Origin of the sequence: Sphingobium fluminis, assembly GCF_037723805.1 — a bacterium.
Classification (GTDB): domain Bacteria; phylum Pseudomonadota; class Alphaproteobacteria; order Sphingomonadales; family Sphingomonadaceae; genus Sphingobium.
In genome coordinates this window covers 51269-75566 of record NZ_JBBJUK010000001.1, presented here as the reverse complement: position 1 = coordinate 75566, position 24298 = coordinate 51269, and the positions used below count along the sequence as shown (strand labels likewise).

Below are 24298 nucleotides of genomic sequence, written 5' to 3'. Positions count from 1 at the left end.
GCGGATGGGCCGTTTCGGCTTGCCGTGCAACCGATAATGGACCAGTAATCCCATCCGATGAACAGAGCCGCCGAACTGACTGAAGACTCGCGCGACGGCGACATGGTGGTTCGTCTCTCAGGCCATCTTTCAATCGCGTATCTGGGCGATCTGCCCAGGCGACTGGAGGCCATCACCGGCCCTGTCGCCGCGATCGATCTTGCCGATGTGGATCATATCGACACGGTCGGCGCATGGACCGTCCATCGCACGGCAAAACGTCTGGGCAGCGACATCACCGGCGCCGACGAGGGCGCGCAGCGCCTGATCGAGGCGGTGGGCGATGCCTCTGCCGAAGCGGTCTCCATCCGCCCCGATAATCTGCCCGCCTGGCAGCGCGTCATCGGCCAGATCGGCGAAGCCGTGATCACGGCTGGCTCCACCTTGCTCGGCCTGCTCGGTTTCTTCGGCAGCACGCTGGTCGCCAGCTGGGCGTTAATCCGCAATCCGCGCCGCTTCCGGATCAACGCCGTCGTCCAGCGGTTCGAGGTCGTCGGCGTGTCCGCGCTCGGCATTATCGGCCTGATGAGTTTCCTGATCGGTATCGTGATCGCGCAACAGGGATCGGTACAATTGCGCCAGTTCGGCATGGAAATGCTGACGATCAATCTTGTCGGGCGGCTGACCTTCCGCGAACTGGGCGTCCTGATGACCGCGATCATGGTCGCCGGCCGGTCCGGCTCCGCCTTCGCCGCGCAACTCGGCACGATGAAGCTGACCGAGGAAATCGACGCGATGCGCACGATCGGCGTATCGCCGATGGAGGCGCTGGTGCTGCCGCGCACGCTGGCCGTCGTCATCATGATGCCGCTGCTCGGTTTCTACGCGTCGATCCTGTCGGTCATCGGCGGCGGCTTTCTGTGCGCCGTCGCGCTGGACATCCCGCCGATCACCTTTCTCCAGCGCCTGCGCGAGGTCGTGCCGATCACCGACCTGTGGGTCGGCCTCATCAAAGCGCCGGTGTTCGGCATCATCATCGCGCTGTCGGGCTGTTTCCAGGGCATGCAGGTGGAAGCCAATGCCGAAGAAGTCGGCTTGCGCACGACCGCCGCCGTCGTGCAGGCGATCTTCCTCGTGATCGTGATCGACGCCTTTTTCGCTGTGTTCTTCACATGGCTGGGCTGGAACTGATGGCTGTCAGCGAAGAAATCACGCCCGAAGACGATGCGCGCGTCGACGAGGCTGTCGAACGCAGCGAGATCGCCATTGCGGTGCGCGGCCTCAAAAATAGTTTCGGCGATCAGGTCGTGCATGAAGGGCTCGACCTCGACGTGCGCAAGGGCGAGATATTGGGCGTCGTCGGCGGATCGGGCACCGGCAAATCGGTCCTGATGCGTTCGATCATCGGCCTCCAGACCCCCGTTGCTGGTGAGGTCCATGTGTTCGGCGAGTCGATGATCGGTCGCCTTGATGATGAGGCACTGGCGATCCGCAAGCGCTGGGGCGTGCTGTTTCAGGGCGGCGCGCTGTTTTCGACGCTGACGGTCGCTGAAAATGTCGAGGTGCCGATCCGCGAATATTATCCCAATATCGATGCACAGTTGCGCGACGAGATCGCCGCCTACAAGATCCGGATGACCGGCCTGCCAGCGGAAGCAGGGCCGAAATATCCCTCCGAACTGTCGGGCGGCATGCGCAAACGCGCCGGGCTCGCGCGGGCGCTCGCGATCGATCCCGACCTCCTCTTTCTGGACGAGCCGACCGCCGGCCTCGACCCGATCGGCGCGGCGGCGTTCGATCAGCAGACCCGTCAGTTGCAACAGACGCTCGGCCTGACCGTCTTCCTCATCACCCATGACCTCGATACGCTCTATTCGATCTGCGACCGGGTGGCGGTGCTGGCGGACAAAAAGGTGATTGCGGTCGGCACGATCGACGAACTGCTCGCGACCGATCATGGCTGGATTCAGGAATATTTCAACGGGCCGCGCGGTCGGGCTGCCACGGCGGCGGTATCGCGCGAACGCGACAAGGCCGGGTCCACGGCGGACAAGGGCTCTGAGCAGCCGGACGGAAGGCAATAAGGACTATGGAAACCCGTTCCAATCATGTGCTGGTGGGCACGGTCACGCTACTGCTGCTCGCGGCGGTCATGATCGCCGCTTTCTGGTTCTCGCGCATCTCCGATGGGCAGAACAAGGAATATGACATCTTCTTCAAACAGTCGGTCAATGGCCTCGCCAAGGGATCGAGCGTCAACTATTCCGGCGTCCCGTCCGGTCAGGTCGAAAAGATCGAATTGTGGAAACGCGACCCGAGCTTCGTGAAGGTCCGCATTTCGGTGAAGGAAGGCACACCGGTGCTTCTGGGCACGACCGCGACCATCGCCGGCGTGGGCTTCACCGGCGTCAGCGAGATCGTGCTCGACGGCGCGGTCAAGGGTGCGCCCCCGATCGCCTGCCCGGCGGAAAATCCGCTGTCCGCCTGCCCTGACGGCATTCCGGTCATTCCAACCAAGCCGGGCGCGCTGGGCGAACTGCTCAACAACGCCCCGCAACTGCTGGAACGCATTTCGACGCTGACCGAGCGGCTCACTGAACTGCTTAACGACAAAAATCAGAATTCGATCGCCGGCATCCTCGCCAATGTCGAGCGCATCTCCGGCTCGCTGGCCGATCGCAGCCCCGAAATCTCCGCCACGCTGGCCGAAGCGCGGGTCGCCGTTCAGCGCACCGGCATCGCCGCCGAGCAGATCGGCAAGCTCGCCGCGACCACCGACTCGCTCCTTGCCGATGAGGGGCGCCCGCTGATGGGTGACCTGCGCAAGAGCGTTCAGGCGGCAACGCGCAGCATCGATACGCTGGACAAGACCATCGCCGAAGCACAGCCGGGCGTCCGCGCTTTCAGCAACCAGACGATGCCCGAAGTGAACCAGCTCGTTCGTGACCTGCGCGAAATGTCGCGCGCTTTCCGCGGCGTTGCCGAAAAACTGGACCAGCAGGGGGCGGGATCGATCGTCGGATCGCCCAAACTGCCCGACTATAAGCCATGAGAGGGATCGGCATGATGTTCCACCCGAAACTGGGGGCGGCTGCCCTCGCCTTGGCCGCCGTTCTGGCTTTGCCGGGCTGTATTTCCTTCGGCGCCAAGCCTCCGGCCCAATTGCTTTCGCTAAGCGCCGAGCAAAAGGTCGCGCCCGGCGCGACGCGTACAGGCGGCGCGAGCCTGATCGTCGCCGATCCCGAAGCCCCCAAGATGCTCGATACGGTGCGCGTGCCGGTTCAGGTCAGCCCGACTTCGGTCGCCTATGTCACCAAGGTGCAGTGGGCCGATACGCCGCGCCACCTGTTTCAGCAGGTGCTGGCTGAGACGATCGCCGCCAGCGGCAGCCGGATCGTGCTCGATCCTGGCCAATATTCCGGCACGCCCGGACAAAGGCTGATGGGCTCGCTGGTCGCCTTTGGCATGGACGCGCCCAGCAACAGCGCGGTCGTCACCTTTGACGCGATTCTGGCCGGGCCGGCAGGCGTCGTCATCGCCAAGCAGCGCTTCACGGCCAGCGTGCCGGTCGGCGGGCCGATCGATGCGACGACCGTCGGCGTGCCGCTCAACGCGGCGGCCAACCGGGTTGCGGCCGAAGTCGCGGCATGGGTGGCGACGACGGGCCAGTAGGCGGCTTAATCGAGGCTTTTGCCGGCCTGCTCTGTCACGTCGCGGGACAGGCCGGGCTCGGCCAAGATGCGTGCAAGTTGCGCGCGCATCATCCCCGCGCGGCCCGCATCGAACCGTTTCCACCGGCCCAATGGCGGCACCAGACGCGCCGCCGTCTGCGGATTGAGCTTATCGAGCGCGATGATGCAGTCCGCGACCAGTGTATAGCCTTGGCCCGATCCATGATGGAACGCCCATTGATTGCCAGCGAAGGCGCCGAAGAGCGACCGCACCCGGTTGGGATTGGCTAGGGTGAAATCCGGGTGCCGGCCCAGCGCGGCGACGATATCGACCGTGTCAGGATGGAGGGCAAAAGCCTGGGTCTGGAACCATTTATCCAATGTCAGCGCATCATCGCGATAGCGGTCATAGAATTGGGCAAGAGCTGCGTCCCGCTCGCTGCTTGAGCGGCTCGCCAGGATAGCCAGTGCCGCCTGCCGCTCCGTCATATTGTCGGCTTCATTGAACTGCGCGAAGGCGATTGCGTCTCCATCCTGTGCGCCGGAAGCTGCGATATAGAGCAAGGCGACATTACGCAGTTTCCGCGCCCCCTTGGCCGCCGAAGACAGCGAAAAGCCATCGGCCTTGGTCCTGGCATGAATGTCGCGCCAGAGCGGCTCCAGTTCGGCGCCGATGCGCTGCTGCAAACCGTCGCGCGCCGCATGGATCGCATCGGGATCGACCAGACGCATCTGATCGCCCAGATAGGCCTCGCTTGGCAGGCGAACCACCTCAGCGACAAAGGCGGGGTCAAGCGACGGATCGCTCACGCTGTTGCACACCGCCGCGACGACCGCCTGTTCATCGATGGCCTGTCCTGCAACCTGGCCCACGAGGATATTGACCATCAGTTGCTGCATTGCCTCATAACGGGCAAAGGGGTCATCATCATGCGCCGAGAGAAAGGCAAGATCATCCTGGCTACTGTTGGTCTCCATGATGACAGGCGCGGAAAATCCGCGGTTGATCGACAGGATCGGCGGTGCGGCAAAGCCTTCGAAAACGAAGCTTTGCCGACTCTGTGTGAGCATCAGCAGTTGATCGCCATGATGGCCGTCAGTGTCGGGATCGAATAATGCCGTGCGTACCGGGATCGCCATTGGCTGCTTGTCCGGCTGACCGGGTGTCGGCGGGATACTCTGTTCCAGCACAAGTTCGACCGATTGCGCGGCCGCATCATGATGAAGCATGGCACGGACGCGCGGCGTACCGGCTTGCTCGTACCAGCGCCGGAACTGGGTCAGGTCGGTGCCGCCCCCCTCTTCCATTGCACGCACGAAATCCTCGCAGGTCGCAGCCTCGCCGTCATGGCGATCGAAATAGAGATCAGACCCGGCGCGGAACCGCTCCGCGCCCAGCATCAACGCCATCATGCGGATGATCTCGGCGCCTTTATTATAGATGGTCGCGGTGTAGAAGTTACTGATTTCCATGTAGGATTCCGGCCTGATCGGGTGGGCGAGCGGTCCCGCATCCTCCTGAAACTGAGCCGCACGCAGCAACCGGACATCCTCGATCCGTTTGACGGCATGAGATCCCATATCGGCCGAAAAATTCTGGTCCCTGAAAACCGTGAACCCCTCTTTGAGGCTTAGCTGAAACCAGTCCCGACAGGTGACGCGATTCCCCGACCAGTTGTGGAAATATTCATGCGCCACGACGCCTTCGACGCCATCATAATCGACATCGGTCGCCGTCGCCGGGTCAGCCAGAATATAGCGCGAATTGAATATGTTAAGGCCCTTATTCTCCATCGCGCCGAAGTTAAAATCGGCCACGGCGACGATATTGAAGACATCAAGATCATATTCCCGCCCATAGACGCGCTCGTCCCAGGCCATCGAATCCTTGAGCGCCTTCATCGCATGCGCGGTTCGTGGCAAATCTGCGTCCTTGACCCAGATACCGAGCGTAACCTCGCGCCCGCTCATCGTCACGAAGCGGTCGCGATTGCACGCCAGATCGCCGGCGACCAGCGCGAACAGATAGCAGGGCTTGGGAAAGGGATCGACCCAGCGCGCCCAATGCCGGCCCCCTTCGAGATCGCCATGGTCGACCGGGTCACCATTGGCCAGCAATATGGGATAGCGGGTCTTGTCCCCCGTCAGCCGAACATCGTACCGCGACAGCACATCGGGACGATCGGGGAAGAACGTGATGCGCCGAAAACCCTCCGCTTCGCACTGGGTGCACAGCAGGCCACCGCTCGCATACAGGCCCATCAACTTGCTATTGCCTTCAGGGGCCAGTTCAACACTCGTCTCGACGTTATGCGCGCCGCCCGACAGCGGGATGATCAGCGTCCCGGCGTCAAGAGCCCATTCTTCGGGTGCCAAAAGTCGTCCGTCGACTTTTACCGCAAGCGGGACAAGCCCTTCGCCATCGAGCCTCAGCGGTCGGTCATGCACGCCATTGCGCGTAATCGAAAGGCGGGCCTGCACGCGCGTCGCCCTAGGATCTAGATCGAAGTCCAGTGCGATATCCGGCACCAGCCAATCCGGCGGCAAATAGTCGGACCGGCGAATGACGGCAGGGGCAGCGGCGTGAGTGGTTTGTATATCGGCCATGCCGCAACTTTAAGGACTGACCCCGGGAAAGGCCAGTGCGGGCTTGTTAAATACGCTCGCCCGTCAACCGCTGACACAGCATGTCAAGTTGGTCCAGGGTCGAATAGCGCAGCGTCAGGACCCCTGCGGCGGCACCGTCCTCGCCATGATCGATGTCCACCTTCAGGCCCAGAATATCGGCCAGATGCTGTTCCAGCGCAGCGATATCGGCGTCCTTTCCGCCCGCAGACGTCGTTCGCGAGGGCGCTTCCGACGCTGGGTCGCCCTTACGCGCACGACGGACGAGCGCCTCGGTATCGCGAACCGACAGCCCCTTATGCTCGACTGTGCGGGCCATCGATTCGCAATCAGGCGCGCCAATCAGGGCGCGGGCATGGCCCATGCTCAGCCTGTTCTCTGTTACCGCCTGCTGCACTGTGTCGGGCAGATCGAGCAGGCGCATCAGATTGGCGATATGACTACGCGACTTGCCAACCAACCGGGCCAGTGCATCCTGACTATGATGAAACTGACCGATCAGCTTGCGATAGGCTTCGGCTTCCTCGATCGGATTGAGGTCCTCACGCTGGATATTCTCGACTAGCGCGATTTCCAGCGTTTCCGCTTCATCGAAATCGCGGACGATCGCCGGAATACGATGGAGCTGGGCCCGTTGCGCTGCGCGCCAGCGCCGCTCCCCAGCAACGATTTGAAAGCCGCCACCATGGGGTCGCACGATGATCGGTTGAATGACGCCGCGCTTACCGATGCTTTCGGCGAGTTCCTGCAACGCGCCCTCGTCGAAATGGCGACGCGGCTGTTCTGGATGCGGATGAATAAGCGCGATTTCAATACTCTGGATGGCCTTGAGCTGCGCCCCGGCTCCGACCGCTGGCGCTATCGGCTCCTCCCGCGTGACGTCCCCGAGTAGTGCCGACAGCCCCCTGCCCAGCCCATGAGGCCGCTTACCGGCCTTGGGTTTTTCGCTTATTTCCTCGGTCAAGCCGCAACCTCCAGCCGTGGTAGCCGCGCGATCAGTTCGCGCGACAGCCGCATATACGCTTCCGATCCGGCACAGCGAAAATCGTAAATCAGCGCTGGCACGCCATGGCTCGGCGCTTCGGACAGGCGGACATTACGCGGGATCACGGTGGTAAAGACCAGATCGCCGAGGCAGGCCCGCACATCGTCGGCGACCTGATCGGTCAGGCGGTTGCGACGGTCATACATCGTCAGCGCGACGCCCGTGATCGACAAATGCGGATTGAATCGCTCGCGGATGCGCTCGACGGTCTGCAGCAATTGCGACAGGCCTTCGAGCGCGAAGAATTCGCACTGTAAAGGGACAAGAAGGGACTGGGCCGCGACCATGGCGTTCACCGTCAACAGCCCGAGCGATGGCGGACAATCGATCAAACAAATATCCCAGCGACCGGTGGGTGCCTCGGACAAAACACGATCCAGCCGGTGGGTACGCTGCTCATATTCGATCAGCTCGATCTCCGCGCCTGACAGATCCTGCGTTGCCGGGACCAGATCAAGCTTGGGCACGCGCGTAGGCAACACGGAATCTTCCAGCGCGCAATTGCCTACCAGCAGATCATAGCTCGACCGAGCGCGCTGGGCCTGGCCGATACCCAGCCCGGTTGAAGCATTACCCTGTGGGTCGAGGTCCACAAGCAATACGCGCAGACCGGTCGCTGCTAGTCCGGTGGCAACATTGATGGCTGTGGTGGTCTTGCCCACGCCGCCTTTTTGATTGGCTATGGCGATACAGATCATCCTTGGCCTTTCCTTTTGACGGACTTCACGTTGCGGGCGACGAGTATCGCGCTCTCGGGATCGGTGACGCTCGGTTCCACGTGGAACACACCTTGCCATGCCGGACGAGCGGTCTCCAGTTCATTCTGCGCATTTCGCCCCTTGGGCAATATCCAAAGCGTTTTTTCATCCGCAAGATGCGCAGAGGAGCAAAGCAATCGGCCAAGCGGCGCATAGGCACGGGCGCTGATGACCGCGGCGGTCATAGCCGGCATTACCTCCGTTCGACCTGCAAACACCTTCACATTGCCTAATTGCAGTTCCGCAATCACCCCATTGAGAAAGTCGACTCGCTTACGCCGCGATTCCACCAACAACATGGGGCGAGACGACAGGATAGCTATTACGACGCCCGGCAGTCCCGCCCCCGATCCCAGATCGATCCAGACCCCGTCATCCGCCTGCTCGGCATATGTCAGCAGTTGCGCCGAATCGGCGATATGCCTCGCCCAGACATGATCACGTGTGGATTCCGCGATCAGATTCTGCTCGCCCATCGCTTCCAAGAGGATCGCGACGAAACGCTCCAAGCGCCCCCATGTTTCACGTGGAACATCCCGGTGCGCCATTATCCATGCCCGCGCTTCTTCTTCGCTCATGCGGCGCGGCGCCGGACATGGACCAGAACGGCAGCGAGGGCGGCTGGCGTTATTCCGCGAATACGTTCTGCCGCCGCCAAAGTTTCAGGACGAGCACTATTCAGCCGTTCGATCATCTCCGTCGACAATCCGCCAATTGTAGCAAAGTCGAACGTCGACGGAATGACCACGCGCTCATTTCTCCGCAATTCCGCGATTTCTGCCTGTTGTCGATCCAGATAGGGCGCATAATGCGCGTCCTCCAATATTTCGGCGCTAAGATCTGCAGGACCGTCGCGTAGCGCAGGCGCCAGCTCGAAAAGCAATGCTCTGTCGACTTCGGGAAATCTGGCCCATTCGAACAAGCTGCGCCGCGCCCCATCCTGTCGCACATCAGCGCCCGCGCGTGCCATCTCGGTCGCCGTTTTCCGCCGGGCTAGGTCCGTCACGACGCGTTGGCGATGAGCCGCTCGCATGTCCTGCCGCGCCTGCCGCGCAGCGCCAATCAAGCCATGCGCTGCTCCGATGGCGCCCAACCGTGTTTCTGCATTATCGGCGCGCAAGTGCAGGCGATACTCGGCTCGGGCGGTCAACATCCGATAAGGCTCGGTCACGCCCTGCAAAACGAGATCGTCGACCATCACCCCGATATAGCTACAGGCCCGATCGAGGATCATCGGTTCTTCGCCGAGCGCTCTTGCGGCGGCGTTCGCGCCCGCGATCAGTCCCTGCGCCGCCGCTTCTTCATAGCCCGTGGTGCCATTGATTTGGCCCGCACAAAATAATCCGGGTGCAGCCCTAAGCTCGAGCGACATGTCGAGCGCACGCGGATCGATATGGTCATATTCGACCGCATAACCAGCCACGACAATATCGGCCGATTCCAGTCCGGGCAGCGATCGCACCATCGCCCGCTGCACATCCTGCGGCAACGATGTGCTGATCCCGTTAGGATAGACGAGATGATCGTCGAGACCTTCCGGCTCCAGAAAAATCTGATGGCCATCGCGATCGCCGAAGCGCATCACCTTATCTTCGATGGAGGGACAATAGCGCGGCCCCCGCCCTTCGATCGCGCCGCTAAACAGGGGTGAACGATCGAGACTTGCCCGAATGATGTCGTGCGTGGCCTGGTTGGTTCGGGTTATCGCACAGGCCAGTTGGGGCAAGGTCCGCCCACTCGACATAGGCGACATGGTCCAGCCGATCGTATCGGACGGTTGCGATTCCAGTCGCGCCCAGTCGATCGTCCGCCCGTCGATCCGCGGCGGCGTGCCGGTTTTCAGCCGGGCCATGGGCAGCCCCATGTCCCGCAACTGAATACCTAAAGCCGTAGCTGCGCGCTCCCCGGTCCGCCCGCCAATGGCTACGTCTTCGCCGCAAAAGAGTCGCGCGCCCAGAAAAGTCCCGGTCGCGAGCACCGTCGCGGCGGCCTCGATCGTTTCGCCATTGGCCAGGTGGACACCCCGGACGCCACCCCCGTCATACATTGCGAGGCCGACAGCTTCTCTTTCAACTATGCTCAAGCCCGGCTGAGCCATGAGCATTTCGACGATGGCTGCGCGATACCGATTGCGGTCCGCCTGAACGCGAGGGCCCTGAACGGCGGCGCCTTTGCTACTGTTCAGCATACGATAGTGAATGGCCGCGGCATCGGCCGCCCGCGCGATGAGGCCATCCAGCGCATCGACTTCCCTTACGAGATGGCCTTTGCCCAATCCCCCGACGGCGGGATTGCACGACATCGCCCCCACCGTAGCCCTGTCGAAGGTCAGAAGCGCGACCTTGGCACCCTTGCGTGCAGCGGCCGCGGCCGCCTCGCATCCCGCATGGCCGCCACCGACCACGATCACATCATAGCTTGTTCGCATAGCCGCTCTTACCAGATATGAGGTGTGCGGGTCAAAACCGTTCCACGTGGAACATCACGCTCACTTGCCGATACAGAATCCCGAAAAAAGCTGATCCAGCATGTCTTCAGTACCCGCGCGTCCGGTCAGCACGTCGATGACTTTGCGCGCAAGGCGCAGTTCTTCGGCTATGATGAGCATGTCTCTTTCGCGGTTGACCCCGATCAAATGCTCATGCAATCCGGCGACCCCTCGCCGCTGCCGATCGTGCAGGGCATAATCGCTCGGCCCCGGCAGAATCGCGTTGGCCCGATCCTGAATAGTCTGGACCAGCACGTCCATTCCTTGACCGGTCGGCGCCGCTACCCGAATGCCGGGGTGAAACTCCTCATGGTCGATCCTGTCACATTGCGCGGCCACCAATATGGTTCGATGATCATCAGGAGCCTCCTCGGGGGCGCCGAGCCATATGATGACATCCGCGCCATCAAGCGCCGCGCGTGCTCGATCGATGCCAATGGCTTCGATGGCGTCATCGGTCTGGTCGCGCAAGCCGGCGGTGTCGGTGAAAAGGAAGGCCGTACCGCCGAGCGCTGCCGGCACCTCTATCCGATCCCGTGTGGTTCCGGCTATATCGGATACGATCGCCGCGTCCCGTCCTACAAGGGCATTCAGCAAAGTCGACTTGCCGGCATTGGGTGGCCCGGCCAGGACGACCCTTATGCCATCGCGGAGCCGCTCGGCCGACGGTGCCTCCAACTGACGTCCAACCTCGGCGGCAAGTGCCGAGACGGCACCGCCGATTTGCATCTCTATATCGGCATCGGGCACGTCATCCTCGTCCGAAAAATCCAGCGCCGCCTCCGCCATGGCCGCGAGCTTCAAAAGCTCGCGCCGCCATTGTTCAATCCGTTGCGAAAAATGCCCTTCAGCCATCATCATGGCAGAACGGCGTTGCTGCTCGGTTTCTGCGGTCAAAAGGTCGGACAGCCCTTCGACAATATTCAGATCCATCCGACCATTGGCGAAGGCGCGGCGGGTAAATTCGCCCGCTTCGGCCCGCCTCAGCCCCGAGATCCTGCCAAGGGCCGATTCGAGCGCAGCGATCACCGCTCGTCCGCCATGACAATGGAGTTCGGCAAGATCCTCTCCAGTGGCCGTGTCAGGGCCGGGAAACCACAGCAGCAAGGCGCGATCCAGCGGTTCGCCGTTGCGAGGATCGATCAACAGCCTGACGCTTGCCCTGCGCGGCGGCGGAAGATCGCCCGCAAGAGCGCCTAACGCCGCCCCCGCTGCGGGACCACTTATGCGTATGATGGCGATCGCGGCGGGCGGTGCGCCGCTGGACAGCGCAAAAATCGAATCAGCCACGTCGATTCATTTTTTATCAGAACCCTTGCCTGCCAGTGCGCCAGACAAGCCGATATCCATCATCTGCTTGAATAGGCGAACGCCGGCGTCGCCCATTGGTGAAAAGCTTTTGAACATGGTTTCCATCTGTTCGATGCTGCCGATACCATCCAGATTGTCGAGCATCGTCTTCACATATTTGTCGTGAATCGGCGAAACATCGGGCAAGCCCAAAAAGGCACGCGCTTCGGCGGGTGTGCAGTCAACGTCTACAGTCACCTTCATCATTCTATCCTTTTTTGCCGTTCCGCTGGTTCGACCAGATGTTCATGCTCCTCATGAGGCATGGTGGCCTGTTTTAGCAAATATTTTGCGGTTCCCGATGGTTGGCACTGTCCAGGTAATTCGGCATGATGAGTGGACATAATGGAAAGGATTTCCTCATGGCTGAATTCAAGTCCATCGCGACGTTGGAAGGCGACACCCATTTCGACGCCTATGTCGCTGCACCGCAGGGTACGCCTTCGGCCGCGATCATCGTCATTCAGGAAATTTTCGGCGTCAATGAGGGCATCCGGCGCAAATGCGATAATTGGGCAAAGGCCGGCTACCTCGCTTTTGCACCCGACCTGTTCTGGCGCATTGAACCGCATATCGAGCTCGACGCCGATCAACCGGATCAGTTGCAGCAGGCGTTCGGCCTTTTTGCCAAATTCGATCAGGATCAGGGCATTCGTGATCTGGAGGCGACGATCAAGGCAGCCCGATCGGCGCTGGGGGGCACGGGCAAAATCGGGGTTGTGGGATATTGCCTTGGCGGCCGGCTGGCCTTCATGAGCGCCTGCCGCACCGATGGCGATGCATTTGTCGGCTATTATGGCGTCGGCATCGACGGGCTGGTGGGTGAGCAGCATGCCATCGGAAAGCCGGTGCTGTTGCACATTGCCACTGCCGACGGTTTCGTCAGTGCTGACGTGCAAAAGGCCATGCATGAAGGACTGGCTGATAATCGCCATGTTACCTTGCACGATTATGAGGGCCTGGATCACGGCTTCGCGGCCGAAATGGGCGATCGCCGTGACGAGGCCGGGGCGGAGCTTGCGGATCGCCGCACTGCCGATTTTTTCGCCCAACATCTTTAACGGTGAGTACAACCATGGTCGATGCATGGCGGATGGTTGCGCGAACGCACGGCGGACCGGAGGTGATCGCGCGCGAGGCGTTCGTGCCCGATGCGCCCGATGAAGGCCAGTTGCTGATCGCTCAGGAAGCGATCGGGCTGAACTTCATCGACACCTATTATCGCACCGGCCTCTATCCTGCTCCCCTGCCGATAGCATTGGGTGGCGAAAGCGTGGGCACGGTCATCGCTGTCGGGCGAGGCGTCACCGGCTTTTCCGAAGGCGATCGGATCGGCACCGTCAGCGGCCTGGGCGCCTATGCGACGCACCGGATCATTCCGGCTGCTCAGGCTATCAAGATTCCTAACACCGTCAGCGCGCAAGATGCCGCCGCCATGATGCTCAAAGGCATGACCGCCTGCTATCTGGCCGAAGATATGATCGCCTTGAAGCCCGGACACATCGCGTTGGTCCACGCGGCCGCCGGGGGCGTCGGCAGCGTGCTCGTTCCCTGGTTGCGAGACAAGGGCGTCACCGTCATCGCGCATAGCGGCTCGCCGGAAAAGGCGGCGTCGGTCGATGCCGACCATAGTCTGCACGGACCGTTCGAAAATCTGGCTTCGATCGTAAGGAGACGGACCGACGAGGTTGGTGTCGATATCGTCTATGACGGCATCGGCAAGGATAGCTGGACCGCCTCGCTCGCCAGCCTCAAGCGACGAGGGCTAATGGTCAGCTTCGGCAACGCGTCCGGTGCAGTGCCACCTGTCAACCTGCTCGACCTCAGCAAAGGCGGCTCGCTCTATGTCACGCGCCCGACGCTGTTCGATTATATCGCGACGCCTGACGACCTTGCCCGGTGCGCCGAACGATTGTTCGACCGCATGTCGCGCGGGGTGGTGAAAGCCACCATCGGCCAAAGCTTCCCGCTCGCCAGTGCGGCGGACGCGCACAGGGCGCTGGAAGCTCGACGGACGACTGGGTCGACCATTCTGCTCCCCTGACCTACTACCACGGGGTCAGGAAAATAGCGTCAGCAATCCCACCTGGTGATCGACGATCCCCTCGTAAATCATCTTGCCCGCGACATAGATGATCACGGCAAGGCCAAGATAGGCGGTCCAGCGGAACCGCTCGATATATTTGGCGATGATGTTTGCGGCTATGCCCATCATGGCCACCGACAAAACCAGCCCGATGATCAATATGCCCGGATGATCCTTGGCCGCGCCAGCGACCGCCAGCACATTGTCGAGGCTCATGCTGACGTCTGCGACTGCGACCGCCCAGGCGGCAGCGGCGAAGCTTTTCGCCGGCTTGACGCCGCTGCCCTCGTCGCCTTCGACCTCGGGCGATCCGCCACCGCCGGCGGGGTGCAACTCGCGCCACATCTTCCAGCTGACCCACAGCAATAGCAGCCCGCCAGCGAGGATGAGACCGACGATCTGCATCAGCTGCGTCACGACCAGCGCGAACGCGATCCGCAGGACCAGCGCGGCGATGATGCCGATCAATATGACCTTCTTGCGCTGCGCCACCGGCAATCCGGCCGCCAGCGCGCCGACGACGATCGCATTGTCGCCTGCCAGCAATATGTCGATCATCAGCACTTGGCCAAAGGCGGCCAGCGCCGACGGCGATCCTATATTGCTGAAATCATTGACGATATGTGCCCATATATCGGCTGGCGAACCTAGGCCGGACGCGGCAGCCGTGGCAGTGGCAGTGGCGAGAATGTCGAGCATGATGGCCTGATGTCCCTTCGCTTACTGGTTCATCGAATCGAAGAAATCCTCGTTGGTCTTGGAATCCTTCATCTTGTCGAGCAGGAATTCCATCGCGTCGATCGTGCCCATCTGCATCAGGATGCGGCGCAGCACCCACATTTTGGAGAGTTTAGCCTTGTCGACCAGCAATTCTTCCTTGCGGGTGCCCGACTTGCCCACGTCCAGCGCCGGGAAGATGCGCTTGTCGGCGACCTTGCGGTCGAGCACGATTTCCGAATTGCCGGTGCCCTTGAACTCTTCGAAAATGACCTCGTCCATCCGGCTGCCGGTGTCGATCAGCGCCGTGGCGATGATCGAGAGCGAACCGCCCTCCTCGATGTTGCGCGCCGCGCCGAAGAAGCGCTTGGGCCGCTGGAGCGCGTTGGCATCGACGCCGCCGGTCAGCACCTTGCCCGACGATGGCACCACCGTGTTATAGGCGCGGCCGAGGCGGGTGATCGAATCGAGCAGGATCACCACATCCTTCTTATGTTCCACGAGACGCTTGGCCTTTTCGATCACCATTTCGGCGACCTGGACGTGGCGCGTCGCCGGCTCGTCGAACGTCGAGGACACGACCTCGCCACGCACCGACCGCTGCATGTCGGTCACTTCCTCGGGCCGCTCGTCGATCAGCAGCACGATCAGGAAAACTTCGGGATGATTGTCGGTGATCGCCTTGGCGATGTTCTGGAGCATCACCGTCTTGCCGACACGCGGCGGCGCGACGATCAGCGTGCGCTGCCCCTTGCCCTGCGGCGACACGATATCGATGACGCGCGCCGACTTGTCCTTCTGGGTCGGATCGCCCGGATCGAGCGTCAGCTTGCTTTCGGGATAAAGCGGCGTCAAATTGTCGAAATTGACGCGATGACGGACGGCGTCGGGATCGTCGAAGTTGACGGTATTGAGCTTGGTCAGCGCGAAATAGCGCTCGCCATCCTTGGGCGCGCGGATTTCGCCATCGACTGTGTCGCCGGTCCGCAGCCCATATTTGCGGACCTGATTGGGCGACACGTAAATATCGTCGGGACCTGCGAGGTAATTGGCCTGGGGCGAGCGCAGGAACCCAAAGCCATCGGTCAGCACCTCGATCGTGCCCTCGCCCATGATCTGCTCGCCATTTTCCGCCTCGGCCTTGAGAATCGCGAACATCAGGTCCTGCTTGCGCAGCGTCGATGCGCCTTCGACGCCCAATTCCTCCGCCATGGTGACGAGGTCGGCGGGCGCTTGTTTCTTGAGGTCCTTGAGATGCATGCGAGTAAGTCCAGTGGAGAGAGGGATTTTGGGCGTCGGGGGAAATGGAAGGCCCGGTAATGTCAGTCGGGGCAATCCCGCGCCGGACGGCGGGGATGATCAGCGTCGCGTTTAGCGAAGCGAACGCCGCCAAGTCAAGGTGGCACGGGCATCCGGCCGTGGCAAAGCTGATACGAGGAAACGCCCGCACGACGGACCGCTGGCACAGGCGGCGGTGGACCGCCCGGCCCGGTCCATGCTATGCTAAGTCATAAGATGAGAGGATAAGGATATGCGACGGTTCCGTGCCGGCCTGGCTTTGGCGGCGGTCCTGTTTTGCCCGATCGCACGTGCGCAAAATGCGCTTCCGCTCGATCCCGCCACCCCGCCCGTCATCGTTCCCGCGGGTCCGCCGGCGGATGCGCGCGTGACCATCGCCGTGGCGATCGGCGGCAAGGGGCCGTGGAACTTCATCGTCGATACGGGCGCGCAGCGGACTGTGATCGCGCGGGATCTGGCGCAGCAGCTTGCCCTGCCGCCCGGCGTTCCGGTTACGGTCATCAGCATGACGGGCCGAACCGACACGCCGACCGTCGCATTGCCCCGCCTCAGCTTCGGCACGGACGGGATCGACGATATCGAGGCTCCCGTGCTGGAAGGCCGGGATATCGGCGCTGCGGGCCTGCTGGGACTCGACGGGTTGCACGCCAAACGGCTGCTGCTCGATTTCCGCACCGGCCGGATGGAGATCAGCGACAGCGGGCCGCGCATGGCCGTCGATCGCGACACGATCGTGGTGCAGGCCCGCCGGCGCAAGGGCCAGCTGATCCTGCTGGGTTCGCAGGTGAACGGGATGAAGGTCGACATCATGCTCGACACCGGCACCAATATCAGCGTCGGCAATCTCGCGCTGATGCGCAAGCTTCAGACGAAAGGCCTGCTTCCCGGGCTCGAACCGGCCAGCCTCACGAGCGTCACCGGCGGCTCGCTGGCCGGGCCTGCGGGCATCATCGCCGCCATCCGGCTGGGGCCAGTGACACTCAAGGGCGTGCCGGTGATGTTCGCCGACGTCAGTCCGTTCGCCCATCTTGGTCTCAGGGGGCGACCCGCACTGCTGCTCGGAATCGATGCCCTGCGCCTGTTCGATCGGGTCGCGATCGACTTCGGCCGGGGCAAGGTCGACTTCCTGCTGCCCGATACCGGCGCGCTCGACCCGTTGCGATTCGCCCAGGCGCTCCCCGTTAGGGGGTAGGCCGACCAGCGGGCGGACTCGCCGGCCGCTGGCGATCGCGGCCCAGCACATTGTCGATCCATTGCTGGTCCATCCGCTGCGGCTGCGGACGGTCCGGCTCGTCGGCCTGCGGTAGCTCCTGCTCGGTCTCGCTATAGGGGTCGCGCACCACCCCTCGCTCCAGCGGCAGGCCGTTCTCATCCACCTGCATGCCCTCGTCCGATCCGGTGTCGGGCACGCCATAGGCTTCATCATCGGGTTCGAGCTGCCATTCGGGCAAAGTCACCTGCGTGTCGAATTGCTCGACCGGCCGTTTGGCGACCGCAACCTTCATATAGTCGGAAAAGGCGCGCGCAGGGGCGCGACCGCCCTGTAATCCACCGACGGCCCGCGCATCGTCACGGCCCATCCAGACGCCCGTGGTGATGCCACTGGAAAAGCCCAGAAACCAGCCATCCTTGTTACTGCTGGTCGTCCCCGTCTTGCCCGCGACCGGACGGCCGATCTGCGCCGCCTTGCCGGTGCCGGTCGACACCGCCGTCTGCATGAGGTCGGTCATTCCCGCCGCCACCCAGGGCGCGACCAGCACGCGACTACTGTCATCCTGATGGCTGTAGAGCAGCCTGCCCTCGGCCGTGGTCACTCTGGTAATGCCATAGGGCGTTACGGCCACCCCCTTGCGCGCGACCGAGGCGAAGGCGCGGGTCATGTCGATCAGTCGGACGTCCGACGTGCCCAGCACCATGGACGGATGCGTATTGATCGGCGTCGTCACACCGAAGCGGCGGGCCATGTCGGCAATGGTGGGGAAGCCCACCTCCACGCCCAGTTGCGCCGCGACGGTGTTGATCGAATAGGCAAAGGCGGTGCGCACATCGATATCGCCCGAAAAATGCCCCGAACTGTTGCGCGGGCTCCAACCGTTGATGGTGACCGGCTTGTCCGTAACGCCGGTATCGGGCGTGTAGCCCGCCTCCAGCGCCGCCATATAGACGAACAGCTTCCACGCCGATCCCGGCTGGCGCGTGGCCGTTGTGGCGCGATTATAGTTGGACGTCACATAGTCGAGGCCGCCGACCATCGCCCGCACCGCCCCATCCCGATCGAGGCTGACGAGCGCGCCCTGCGTGCCGGCCGGGACATTGGCCTGGATCGCCGCCGTCGCCGCCTTCTGCATGCCAAGGTCGATGGTAGTGTAGACCTCCAGCGGCTCGTTAGGCTCGTCGATCAGCACATCGAGCTGGGGCAACGCCCAGTCGGTGAAATAACGCACGCTGTTCTGCGGCGGCTCGGGTGCCAGCTTGACGCTCGCCAGATCGGCGGATTGATGCTCGCTGGCGCTGATGACGCCATTGTCCTGCATCAGGTCGAGCACTACGCCCGCGCGCCCGATCGCGGCGTCGGCGTCGGCGGTCGGCGAATAGCTCGACGGGGCCTTGACCAGTCCCGCAACGATTGCCGCCTCGGGCAGATCAAGGCCGGTAGCGGGATGGCCGAAGAATTTACGGCTCGCGGCATCGATGCCATAGGCGCCGCCGCCGAAATAAACCTTGTTGAGGTAGAGTTCGAGGATCTGGCGCTTGGTGAATTTCCGCTCCAGCGCCATCGCCAGCACCATCTCGCGGACCTTGCGGCCCCAGCTATAGCTGTTGTTGAGGAAGATGTTGCGCGTCACCTGCTGCGTGATGGTTGACGCGCCCTGCATCCTTCGACCGCTGCCCCGATTATGGATCGCCACCCAGGCCGCGCGCGCCATGCCGATCGGATCGACACCGGGATGAAGATAGAATCGCTTGTCCTCGGTCGACACCATCGCGTCGATCATCACCTGCGGAATCTGGTCGTAGCTCAGCCACTGGCCGAAACTGGGCCCGAGCGACACGATCACCGATCCGTCGGCGGCGTGCACGCGGATCATCTGGCCATTGGGCGAGGATTTGAGGCTGTGATAGTCGGGCAGCGACTGCATCGCGACGACCACCGCGATGACGATGGCGATGACGCTCACCAGCGCGCCAAGCAACGCGGTCTTGAGGATGCGCCCCAGCCACAACCGGGCCTTGCCCGGCGGCTCCTTGCTCTTGCCCGATTTTGCCATGCAGTCTGTGCCGCCCCGAAAATGCGCCTCGATCCCGGCCTACAAGCCGATCGCGGCTTTATCACCCATGAATGATGCAGGATTTAAATGCAAAGGACGCAGAGAAGCACCGCAAAGGCTGTTTTTAACGCTCGCTCTCCACCATGGGCGGTAGCGGGCATGCGCGCTTGCGCCACCTTTATGCGCTCAGCGTCCTCTGCGCCAAATATTCGCGCGCGCCAACGCCTATCGCTCCCGCGCCGCCTGCCGCGCGATCGCCAGAAGCTCGTGCCGCACGAGCAGGTCGCCCATAGTACGCCCCGAACGGCTGGCCCGCTCGGCATGGGCAAGGCGCTGGATCACGCGCGCGATGCCGCTGGCATCCCACAACCGCACCTGCCGCGACACCAGCCCCTTTTCCTTCCAGAACACCGCCTTGCCCGCCGACTCCATGGCCGCTTCCAGCCTTCCGCTCCGATCGGCCTCCACCCGGATATGGGCCAGCAGCATCGCCCGTGTCAGCAGCGGCCGCAGCACCGATGCCATGCTCACGCCTGTCTGAGTCAACTGCCCCAGTTCGCGATGCATCGCGCCAAGGTCGCCGCCCAGCACCGCATTCACCAGCAGTGCAGCATCGCTGTCGGGATTGTCGGCGGACAGCGCATCCAGCGCCTCGCCGGTCGCTTCGGCCGGTCGCTCCGGCGCGGCGTCGAGATAAAGGATCAACTTCTCGATCTCGCCCGCCATCAAGGCCCGGTCACCATTGGCGAGCGCGACGATCCGCCGCGCAAGCTCGGGGGCCAGCCGCAGCCCGCCTTCCCGCGCGATGGCGATGGCGATCTGCTCGGCCTCGCGCGCGTCCGGCTGGTACGAGATGCAGGCCATCGCCGCGCGATGCTCCAGCGCGAGCTTAACCAGCTTGGACGTTGCCTTGAGCGCCCCCGCGACGGCGAGCACCGGATTGCCCGCCACTTCCGCCTCCAGCAATGCGCTCAGCGCCGGCACCGACTCCTCGCCCATACCGCTGACCCTGATCCAGCGCTTGTCCCCAAACATCGAAAAAGACGCGGCCTCGTCCGACAGCCTTGCCGGATCGTCGCGCAGCGTCCCGCCATCCAGGTCGACGCGCTCGGCGTCCGGTCCCATCGCCCGCTCCAGCCGTTTCGCGAGCGCTGCGCTGCCCGCCTCATCGGGTCCGTAAAGCAGGAAGAAACGAACATCGGCGGCCGATGCCTGTCCCGCCGCATCCAGCGCCTTTTCGATCTGGCCGCGATTGGCTTTCACGGCGCCGTCGTTTTCGGGACAGCCGTTTTTTGGCTATCCCGGCGCGCGAACAAGGCTAGGCGGGTGACGATCTGGTCCGCGACCGTCTGCGCGAGTCGTTCGAGCGCCGTATCCTCCGCCGCGATCGTCGCATATTCGCTCGACACCACGTCGATGCCAGCGTCGGACCCGGCCGTGTCGTCCAGCACCTGCGCGCCGGTCGTCTGGTCGATCAACTGATAACGCGCGCGCAGCGAGCGCCGCTCGCGCGTGATCGCGGCATCGGACCGCAGGCCGAAACCGCTGATCTGGTCGTCGAGCTTCACCACCAGCCGATAGCGCTTGCCACCACCGCCGTTCAGCGGCGCCAGCCGATCGTTGAGCGCATTGCGCACCAGCCAGCCGCCCTTCCCCTGAATCGCCACCACCTCGACATCGCCGAGCGCCTGCGCGACCACGCCATGACTGCCCCCGCCATAGACGGGCCGCAGCCCGCAGGCGGTGAGGGAGGCGAGAAGGATCAGAGGCAGAGCGGGCTTCATATGCTTCCTTTATCCCCTGTCGTTCTCCTGCGAAAGCAGGAGCCTAGGGTGAGGGGTAACTTGCCTTGACCCTAGGCTACTGCTTTCGCAGCAGCACCGAGATACGTCAAATCACCAGATTGACCAGCCGGTCCGGCACGACAATCACCTTCTTGGGCGTCGCTCCGTCCAGTATCCGTGCGACATTGGGCGCAGCCAGCGCCAGCCGCTCCAGTTCCTCTTTCGCCGTCCCCTTGGGCACGGTGATCGTATCGCGCAGCTTGCCCATCACCTGGCAAGCGATCGTCACCTCGTCATCGACCAGCAACGCCGGGTCGACCGGCGGCCAGGGGGCATCGGCGATAAGCCCGGTTTCGCCCATATCGGCCCAGGCCTCCTCCGCCAGATGCGGAGTCATCGGCGCGACCAGCAGCGCGAGCGCACGGATCGCCGCATTGCGGCTGACGGATGGAGCAGCTTTTTCGACCGCATTGGCCAGCTCATAGATCTTGGCGACCGCCTTGTTGAACGACAGCGCCTCGATATCGCGCGCAACGCCGTCGATCGTCTGGTGCAGCTTGCGGTCGAGCGCCCGATCCTGACCGGAAGCGTCCTGCCCCTGCGCGTCCGCTTCGATCTGACCGAACAACCGCCACAGCCGGTTCACGAATCGCCACGATCCCTCGATCCCGCTTTCGGTCCATGGCAGGTCGCGCTCGGGCGGACTGTCCGACAGCATGAACCAGCGCACCGCATCCGCACCATATTGCGCGATGATATCATCGGGATCGACGACATTCTTCTTGGACTTGGACATTTTCTCGACGCGACCGACAGAAACCGGCGCGCCGCTTTCGATGTGGACATAATCGTCGCCCGACTTCTTCACCTCGCCGGGGCTCAGCCAACTGCCATCGCCGGCCTTGTACGTTTCGTGCGTCACCATCCCCTGCGTGAAGAGTCCGGTGAAAGGCTCGGCAAAGCCCAGTTGCCCCATATGCTGGAGCGCGCGGGTCCAGAAGCGGGCGTAGAGCAGATGCAGGATCGCATGTTCCACGCCGCCGATATATTGGCCGACCGGCAGCCATTTCTCCACCGTCTCGCGGTCGAACGGCTTGTCCTGGGGCTGGCTGGCGAAGCGGATGAAATACCAGCTCGAATCGGCGAAAGTATCGAGCGTATCGGTCTCGCGCACCGCCGGCTTGCCGCAACTCGGACAATCGACATGCTTCCACGTCGGATGCCGGTCCAGCGGGTTGCCCGGAATATCGAAGCTGACATCTTCGGGCAGAACCACCGGCAAATCCGCCTTGGGCACGCCCACAACGCCGCAGCCTTCGCAATGGATGACGGGGATCGGCGTCCCCCAATAGCGCTGCCGCGACACGCCCCAGTCGCGCAGGCGGAACACGGTCTTGCCCGCACCCCAGCCGTCCGCCTCGGCACGCGCAATGACAGCGGCCTTGGCCTCCTCGATCCCCAACCCGTCGAGAAAACGCGAATTGACCAGCCGACCGGACCCGACATAGGCCTCGTCATGGATCGGCTTGCCCTCGTCCCCTTCGGCTGCAACCACGCGCTCGACTGGCAGCATATATTTGCGCGCGAAATCGAGGTCGCGCTGGTCATGCGCCGGCACGCCCATGACCGCGCCTGTGCCATAATCCATCAGCACGAAATTGGCGATGAAGACGGGCAGATGCCAGTCGGGATCGAACGGATGGACCATCGACAGGCCGGTATCGAAGCCCAGCTTTTCCGCCGTCTCCAGTTCCGCCGCCGTCGTACCGCCCGCCTTGCACTGCTCGATAAAAGCCGCTGCTTGCGGATTATCCGCCGCCACCGCCTGCGCCACGGGGTGATCGGCGGCGATCGCCACGAAACTCGCGCCGAAAATCGTATCGGGCCGGGTCGAATAGACGTCGATCGCCTGATCGAAGGGCGCGACCGGCTTGAACCCGAACTGCAGGCCCACCGACTTGCCGATCCAGTTTTCCTGCATCGTCCGCACCTTGTCGGGCCACTGGTCGAGGCCGTTCAGCCCCTCCAGCAGATCGTCGGCGAACTGGGTGATCTTGAGGAACCATTGGGAAAGCTTGCGCTTCTCGACCGTCGCGCCCGATCGCCAGCCCTTGCCGTCGATCACCTGTTCGTTGGCCAGCACGGTCATGTCGACCGGGTCCCAATTGACCGCCGACTCCTTGCGATAAACAAGGCCCGCTTCCAGCATGTCCAGGAACAAGGCCTGCTCATGGCCATAATAGTCCGGCTCGCAGGTCGCCAGTTCGCGGCTCCAGTCGATCGCGAATCCCAGCTTCTTCAACTGCGCGCGCATATTGGCGATATTCTCGCGGGTCCAGGTGCCCGGATGCACCTTCTTTTCCATCGCCGCATTTTCGGCGGGCATGCCAAAGGCGTCCCAGCCCATCGGATGGAGCACTTCATGCCCGGTCATCCGGCGAAACCGCGCCAGGACATCGCCCATCGAATAGTTGCGGACATGGCCGATATGGATGCGCCCCGACGGATAGGGAAACATCTCCAGCACATAGGATCGCGGCTTGGACGAAGCGTCGTCAGCCCGAAAGCTCTGCTTCTCGTCCCACACCGCCTGCCAGCGGGCGTCGGCCTCAAACGGGTTGAAGCGCCTTTGCATGTCACATCCTTACAAATGCATGCGGGCTGAGCTTTTCCAAGCCCAGCCCTTCATGCGAACCTAAAATGAAGACGCAGAACTTATCCGGCGATCGCCATGCGGCGCAGATCGCGCGCCTTGGTCAGGATCACTTCCTCCAGCTTCTGCACCGTCGCCGCCGCCACCGGCGCGTCGAGCCACTGACCGCCCTGCAACACCTGGCGGCTCGCCGCGACACGCAACGCATCGGCGCGCAGATCCTGATCGAGGATCGTCACGGTCAGCTTCATCCGCTCATTGGGGCTGTTGGGATTGGCATACCAGTCGGTGACGATCACGCCGCCGTTCGAATCGGTCTGCACCAGCGGCATGAACGAGATCGAATCGAGGCTCGCGCGCCACAAATAGCTGTTGACGCCGATCGTGGTGATCTTGGACGCGGCGAGATCCGCCTTGGGCCGCTCCTTGGCCCCGCCGCCGCAGGCGGCCAGCGGTAGGATCGCGGCCAGCGCGAGGCCGGCGGAAAAAGAGGCGGAAAAACGGCGGACCATCAGGCTATGTCCTGTTCGAAAATCGGGAAAACGCCCCGCTTCTATAATCGACCCGCGCCAAT

The 24298-nt window shown here is 62.9% G+C and carries 21 protein-coding genes; 7 read left to right on the top strand and 14 right to left on the bottom strand.

Annotated features, from left to right (window positions below):
* The first annotated feature begins 57 nt into the window (after positions 1-57).
* Genes WG907_RS00350 through WG907_RS00335 form a run of 4 tightly spaced genes read left to right on the top strand, consistent with a single transcriptional unit; the run spans position 58 to position 3651 of the window.
* Positions 58-1170: an ABC transporter permease gene (locus WG907_RS00350; RefSeq protein WP_340230542.1), complete on the top strand. Its 1113-nt coding sequence runs from the start codon at positions 58-60 to the stop codon at positions 1168-1170.
* Positions 1170-2063, top strand: coding sequence for an ABC transporter ATP-binding protein (locus tag WG907_RS00345; protein WP_340230541.1), 894 nt, complete (start codon positions 1170-1172; stop codon positions 2061-2063). The genes WG907_RS00350 and WG907_RS00345 overlap by 1 nt, the downstream gene beginning before the upstream one ends.
* Positions 2064-2068: 5 nt before the next feature.
* The gene (locus WG907_RS00340; protein ID WP_340230540.1) at positions 2069-3031 is read left to right on the top strand and encodes an MlaD family protein; all 963 of its coding nucleotides are present in this window, start codon (positions 2069-2071) and stop codon (positions 3029-3031) included.
* A gap of 11 nt (positions 3032-3042) precedes the next feature.
* Positions 3043-3651 (top strand): ABC-type transport auxiliary lipoprotein family protein, encoded by a 609-nt coding sequence (locus WG907_RS00335; protein ID WP_445326744.1) that lies wholly within the window; start codon positions 3043-3045, stop codon positions 3649-3651.
* A 5-nt stretch (positions 3652-3656) separates the two neighbouring features.
* Here the strand turns inward: WG907_RS00335 and pepN are convergent, their stop codons facing one another.
* From pepN to WG907_RS00300, 7 genes are read right to left on the bottom strand one after another with little or no spacing between them, the layout of a single operon-like run.
* Entirely contained in the window at positions 3657-6257 is a 2601-nt protein-coding gene (gene pepN, locus WG907_RS00330; protein ID WP_340230538.1) for an aminopeptidase N, read from the bottom strand.
* 46 nt (positions 6258-6303) lie between these two features.
* On the bottom strand, positions 6304-7239 hold the full coding sequence (locus WG907_RS00325; RefSeq protein WP_340230537.1) for a ParB/RepB/Spo0J family partition protein: 936 nt from the start codon (positions 7237-7239) through the stop codon (positions 6304-6306).
* A complete protein-coding gene (locus tag WG907_RS00320; protein WP_340230536.1) occupies positions 7236-8018 on the bottom strand; it encodes a ParA family protein in 783 nt (260 codons plus the stop codon). Before WG907_RS00320 ends, WG907_RS00325 begins: the two co-directional genes overlap by 4 nt.
* Entirely contained in the window at positions 8015-8656 is a 642-nt protein-coding gene (gene rsmG / locus WG907_RS00315; RefSeq protein WP_340230535.1) for a 16S rRNA (guanine(527)-N(7))-methyltransferase RsmG, read from the bottom strand. The genes WG907_RS00320 and rsmG overlap by 4 nt, the downstream gene beginning before the upstream one ends.
* Positions 8653-10506 (bottom strand): tRNA uridine-5-carboxymethylaminomethyl(34) synthesis enzyme MnmG, encoded by a 1854-nt coding sequence (gene mnmG / locus WG907_RS00310; protein ID WP_340230534.1) that lies wholly within the window; start codon positions 10504-10506, stop codon positions 8653-8655. The genes rsmG and mnmG overlap by 4 nt, the downstream gene beginning before the upstream one ends.
* A 60-nt stretch (positions 10507-10566) precedes the next feature.
* Positions 10567-11856 carry a tRNA uridine-5-carboxymethylaminomethyl(34) synthesis GTPase MnmE gene (mnmE, locus tag WG907_RS00305; protein ID WP_340230532.1) on the bottom strand — a complete coding sequence of 430 codons (1290 nt, stop codon included), beginning with the start codon at positions 11854-11856 and terminating at the stop codon, positions 10567-10569.
* A 6-nt stretch (positions 11857-11862) separates the two neighbouring features.
* Complete coding sequence (locus WG907_RS00300) at positions 11863-12120, bottom strand: DUF6489 family protein (RefSeq protein WP_340230530.1); 258 nt, start codon at positions 12118-12120, stop codon at positions 11863-11865.
* 158 nt (positions 12121-12278) lie between these two features.
* Here WG907_RS00300 and WG907_RS00295 point away from each other — a divergent pair, with 158 nt between their 5' ends.
* Together WG907_RS00295 and WG907_RS00290 are read left to right on the top strand one after the other, a co-directional pair.
* Positions 12279-12977 carry a dienelactone hydrolase family protein gene (locus WG907_RS00295; protein ID WP_340230528.1) on the top strand — a complete coding sequence of 233 codons (699 nt, stop codon included), beginning with the start codon at positions 12279-12281 and terminating at the stop codon, positions 12975-12977.
* A 14-nt stretch (positions 12978-12991) separates the two neighbouring features.
* Positions 12992-13960 (top strand): quinone oxidoreductase family protein, encoded by a 969-nt coding sequence (locus WG907_RS00290; protein WP_340230526.1) that lies wholly within the window; start codon positions 12992-12994, stop codon positions 13958-13960.
* 15 nt (positions 13961-13975) lie between these two features.
* On the opposite strand, the gene WG907_RS00285 is transcribed toward WG907_RS00290, so the two are convergent.
* Both WG907_RS00285 and rho read right to left on the bottom strand, forming a co-directional pair.
* Positions 13976-14701, bottom strand: a complete 726-nt coding sequence (locus tag WG907_RS00285; RefSeq protein ID WP_340230524.1) for a YjbE family putative metal transport protein — start codon at positions 14699-14701, stop codon at positions 13976-13978.
* A 21-nt stretch (positions 14702-14722) separates the two neighbouring features.
* Positions 14723-15979, bottom strand: coding sequence for a transcription termination factor Rho (gene rho / locus WG907_RS00280; protein WP_340230523.1), 1257 nt, complete (start codon positions 15977-15979; stop codon positions 14723-14725).
* A gap of 271 nt (positions 15980-16250) precedes the next feature.
* Between rho and WG907_RS00275 the strand changes: the two genes are divergently transcribed.
* Positions 16251-17210: an aspartyl protease family protein gene (locus WG907_RS00275; protein ID WP_340230522.1), complete on the top strand. Its 960-nt coding sequence runs from the start codon at positions 16251-16253 to the stop codon at positions 17208-17210.
* Here the strand turns inward: WG907_RS00275 and WG907_RS00270 are convergent.
* The 5 genes from WG907_RS00270 to WG907_RS00250 all read right to left on the bottom strand — a co-directional run bounded on the left by WG907_RS00270 (position 17200) and on the right by WG907_RS00250 (position 24236).
* Positions 17200-19287: a transglycosylase domain-containing protein gene (locus WG907_RS00270; RefSeq protein WP_340230521.1), complete on the bottom strand. Its 2088-nt coding sequence runs from the start codon at positions 19285-19287 to the stop codon at positions 17200-17202. The genes WG907_RS00275 and WG907_RS00270 overlap by 11 nt on opposite strands.
* 225 nt (positions 19288-19512) lie before the next feature.
* Positions 19513-20550, bottom strand: a complete 1038-nt coding sequence (gene holA, locus WG907_RS00265) for a DNA polymerase III subunit delta (protein ID WP_340230520.1) — start codon at positions 20548-20550, stop codon at positions 19513-19515.
* Complete coding sequence (gene lptE, locus WG907_RS00260; protein WP_340230519.1) at positions 20547-21071, bottom strand: LPS assembly lipoprotein LptE; 525 nt, start codon at positions 21069-21071, stop codon at positions 20547-20549. The genes holA and lptE overlap by 4 nt, the downstream gene beginning before the upstream one ends.
* Positions 21072-21177: 106 nt before the next feature.
* Positions 21178-23706, bottom strand: coding sequence for a leucine--tRNA ligase (gene leuS / locus WG907_RS00255; protein ID WP_340230518.1), 2529 nt, complete (start codon positions 23704-23706; stop codon positions 21178-21180).
* Positions 23707-23786: 80 nt separating this feature from the next.
* The gene (locus WG907_RS00250; protein ID WP_340230517.1) at positions 23787-24236 is read right to left on the bottom strand and encodes a DUF3576 domain-containing protein; all 450 of its coding nucleotides are present in this window, start codon (positions 24234-24236) and stop codon (positions 23787-23789) included.
* Positions 24237-24298: the final 62 nt, after the last annotated feature.

Coding starts and splice junctions, on each gene's coding strand:
- WG907_RS00350 (WP_340230542.1), top strand. CDS start 58: ATGAACAGAGCCGCCGAACTGACTGAAGACTCGCGCGACGGCGACATG.
- WG907_RS00345 (WP_340230541.1), top strand. CDS start 1,170: ATGGCTGTCAGCGAAGAAATCACGCCCGAAGACGATGCGCGCGTCGAC.
- WG907_RS00340 (WP_340230540.1), top strand. CDS start 2,069: ATGGAAACCCGTTCCAATCATGTGCTGGTGGGCACGGTCACGCTACTG.
- WG907_RS00335 (WP_445326744.1), top strand. CDS start 3,043: ATGATGTTCCACCCGAAACTGGGGGCGGCTGCCCTCGCCTTGGCCGCC.
- pepN (WP_340230538.1), bottom strand. CDS start 6,257: ATGGCCGATATACAAACCACTCACGCCGCTGCCCCTGCCGTCATTCGC.
- WG907_RS00320 (WP_340230536.1), bottom strand. CDS start 8,018: ATGATCTGTATCGCCATAGCCAATCAAAAAGGCGGCGTGGGCAAGACC.
- rsmG (WP_340230535.1), bottom strand. CDS start 8,656: ATGAGCGAAGAAGAAGCGCGGGCATGGATAATGGCGCACCGGGATGTT.
- mnmG (WP_340230534.1), bottom strand. CDS start 10,506: ATGCGAACAAGCTATGATGTGATCGTGGTCGGTGGCGGCCATGCGGGA.
- WG907_RS00300 (WP_340230530.1), bottom strand. CDS start 12,120: ATGAAGGTGACTGTAGACGTTGACTGCACACCCGCCGAAGCGCGTGCC.
- WG907_RS00295 (WP_340230528.1), top strand. CDS start 12,279: ATGGCTGAATTCAAGTCCATCGCGACGTTGGAAGGCGACACCCATTTC.
- WG907_RS00290 (WP_340230526.1), top strand. CDS start 12,992: ATGGTCGATGCATGGCGGATGGTTGCGCGAACGCACGGCGGACCGGAG.
- WG907_RS00285 (WP_340230524.1), bottom strand. CDS start 14,701: ATGCTCGACATTCTCGCCACTGCCACTGCCACGGCTGCCGCGTCCGGC.
- rho (WP_340230523.1), bottom strand. CDS start 15,979: ATGCATCTCAAGGACCTCAAGAAACAAGCGCCCGCCGACCTCGTCACC.
- WG907_RS00275 (WP_340230522.1), top strand. CDS start 16,251: ATGCGACGGTTCCGTGCCGGCCTGGCTTTGGCGGCGGTCCTGTTTTGC.
- WG907_RS00270 (WP_340230521.1), bottom strand. CDS start 19,287: ATGGCAAAATCGGGCAAGAGCAAGGAGCCGCCGGGCAAGGCCCGGTTG.
- lptE (WP_340230519.1), bottom strand. CDS start 21,071: ATGAAGCCCGCTCTGCCTCTGATCCTTCTCGCCTCCCTCACCGCCTGC.
- leuS (WP_340230518.1), bottom strand. CDS start 23,706: ATGCAAAGGCGCTTCAACCCGTTTGAGGCCGACGCCCGCTGGCAGGCG.
- WG907_RS00250 (WP_340230517.1), bottom strand. CDS start 24,236: ATGGTCCGCCGTTTTTCCGCCTCTTTTTCCGCCGGCCTCGCGCTGGCC.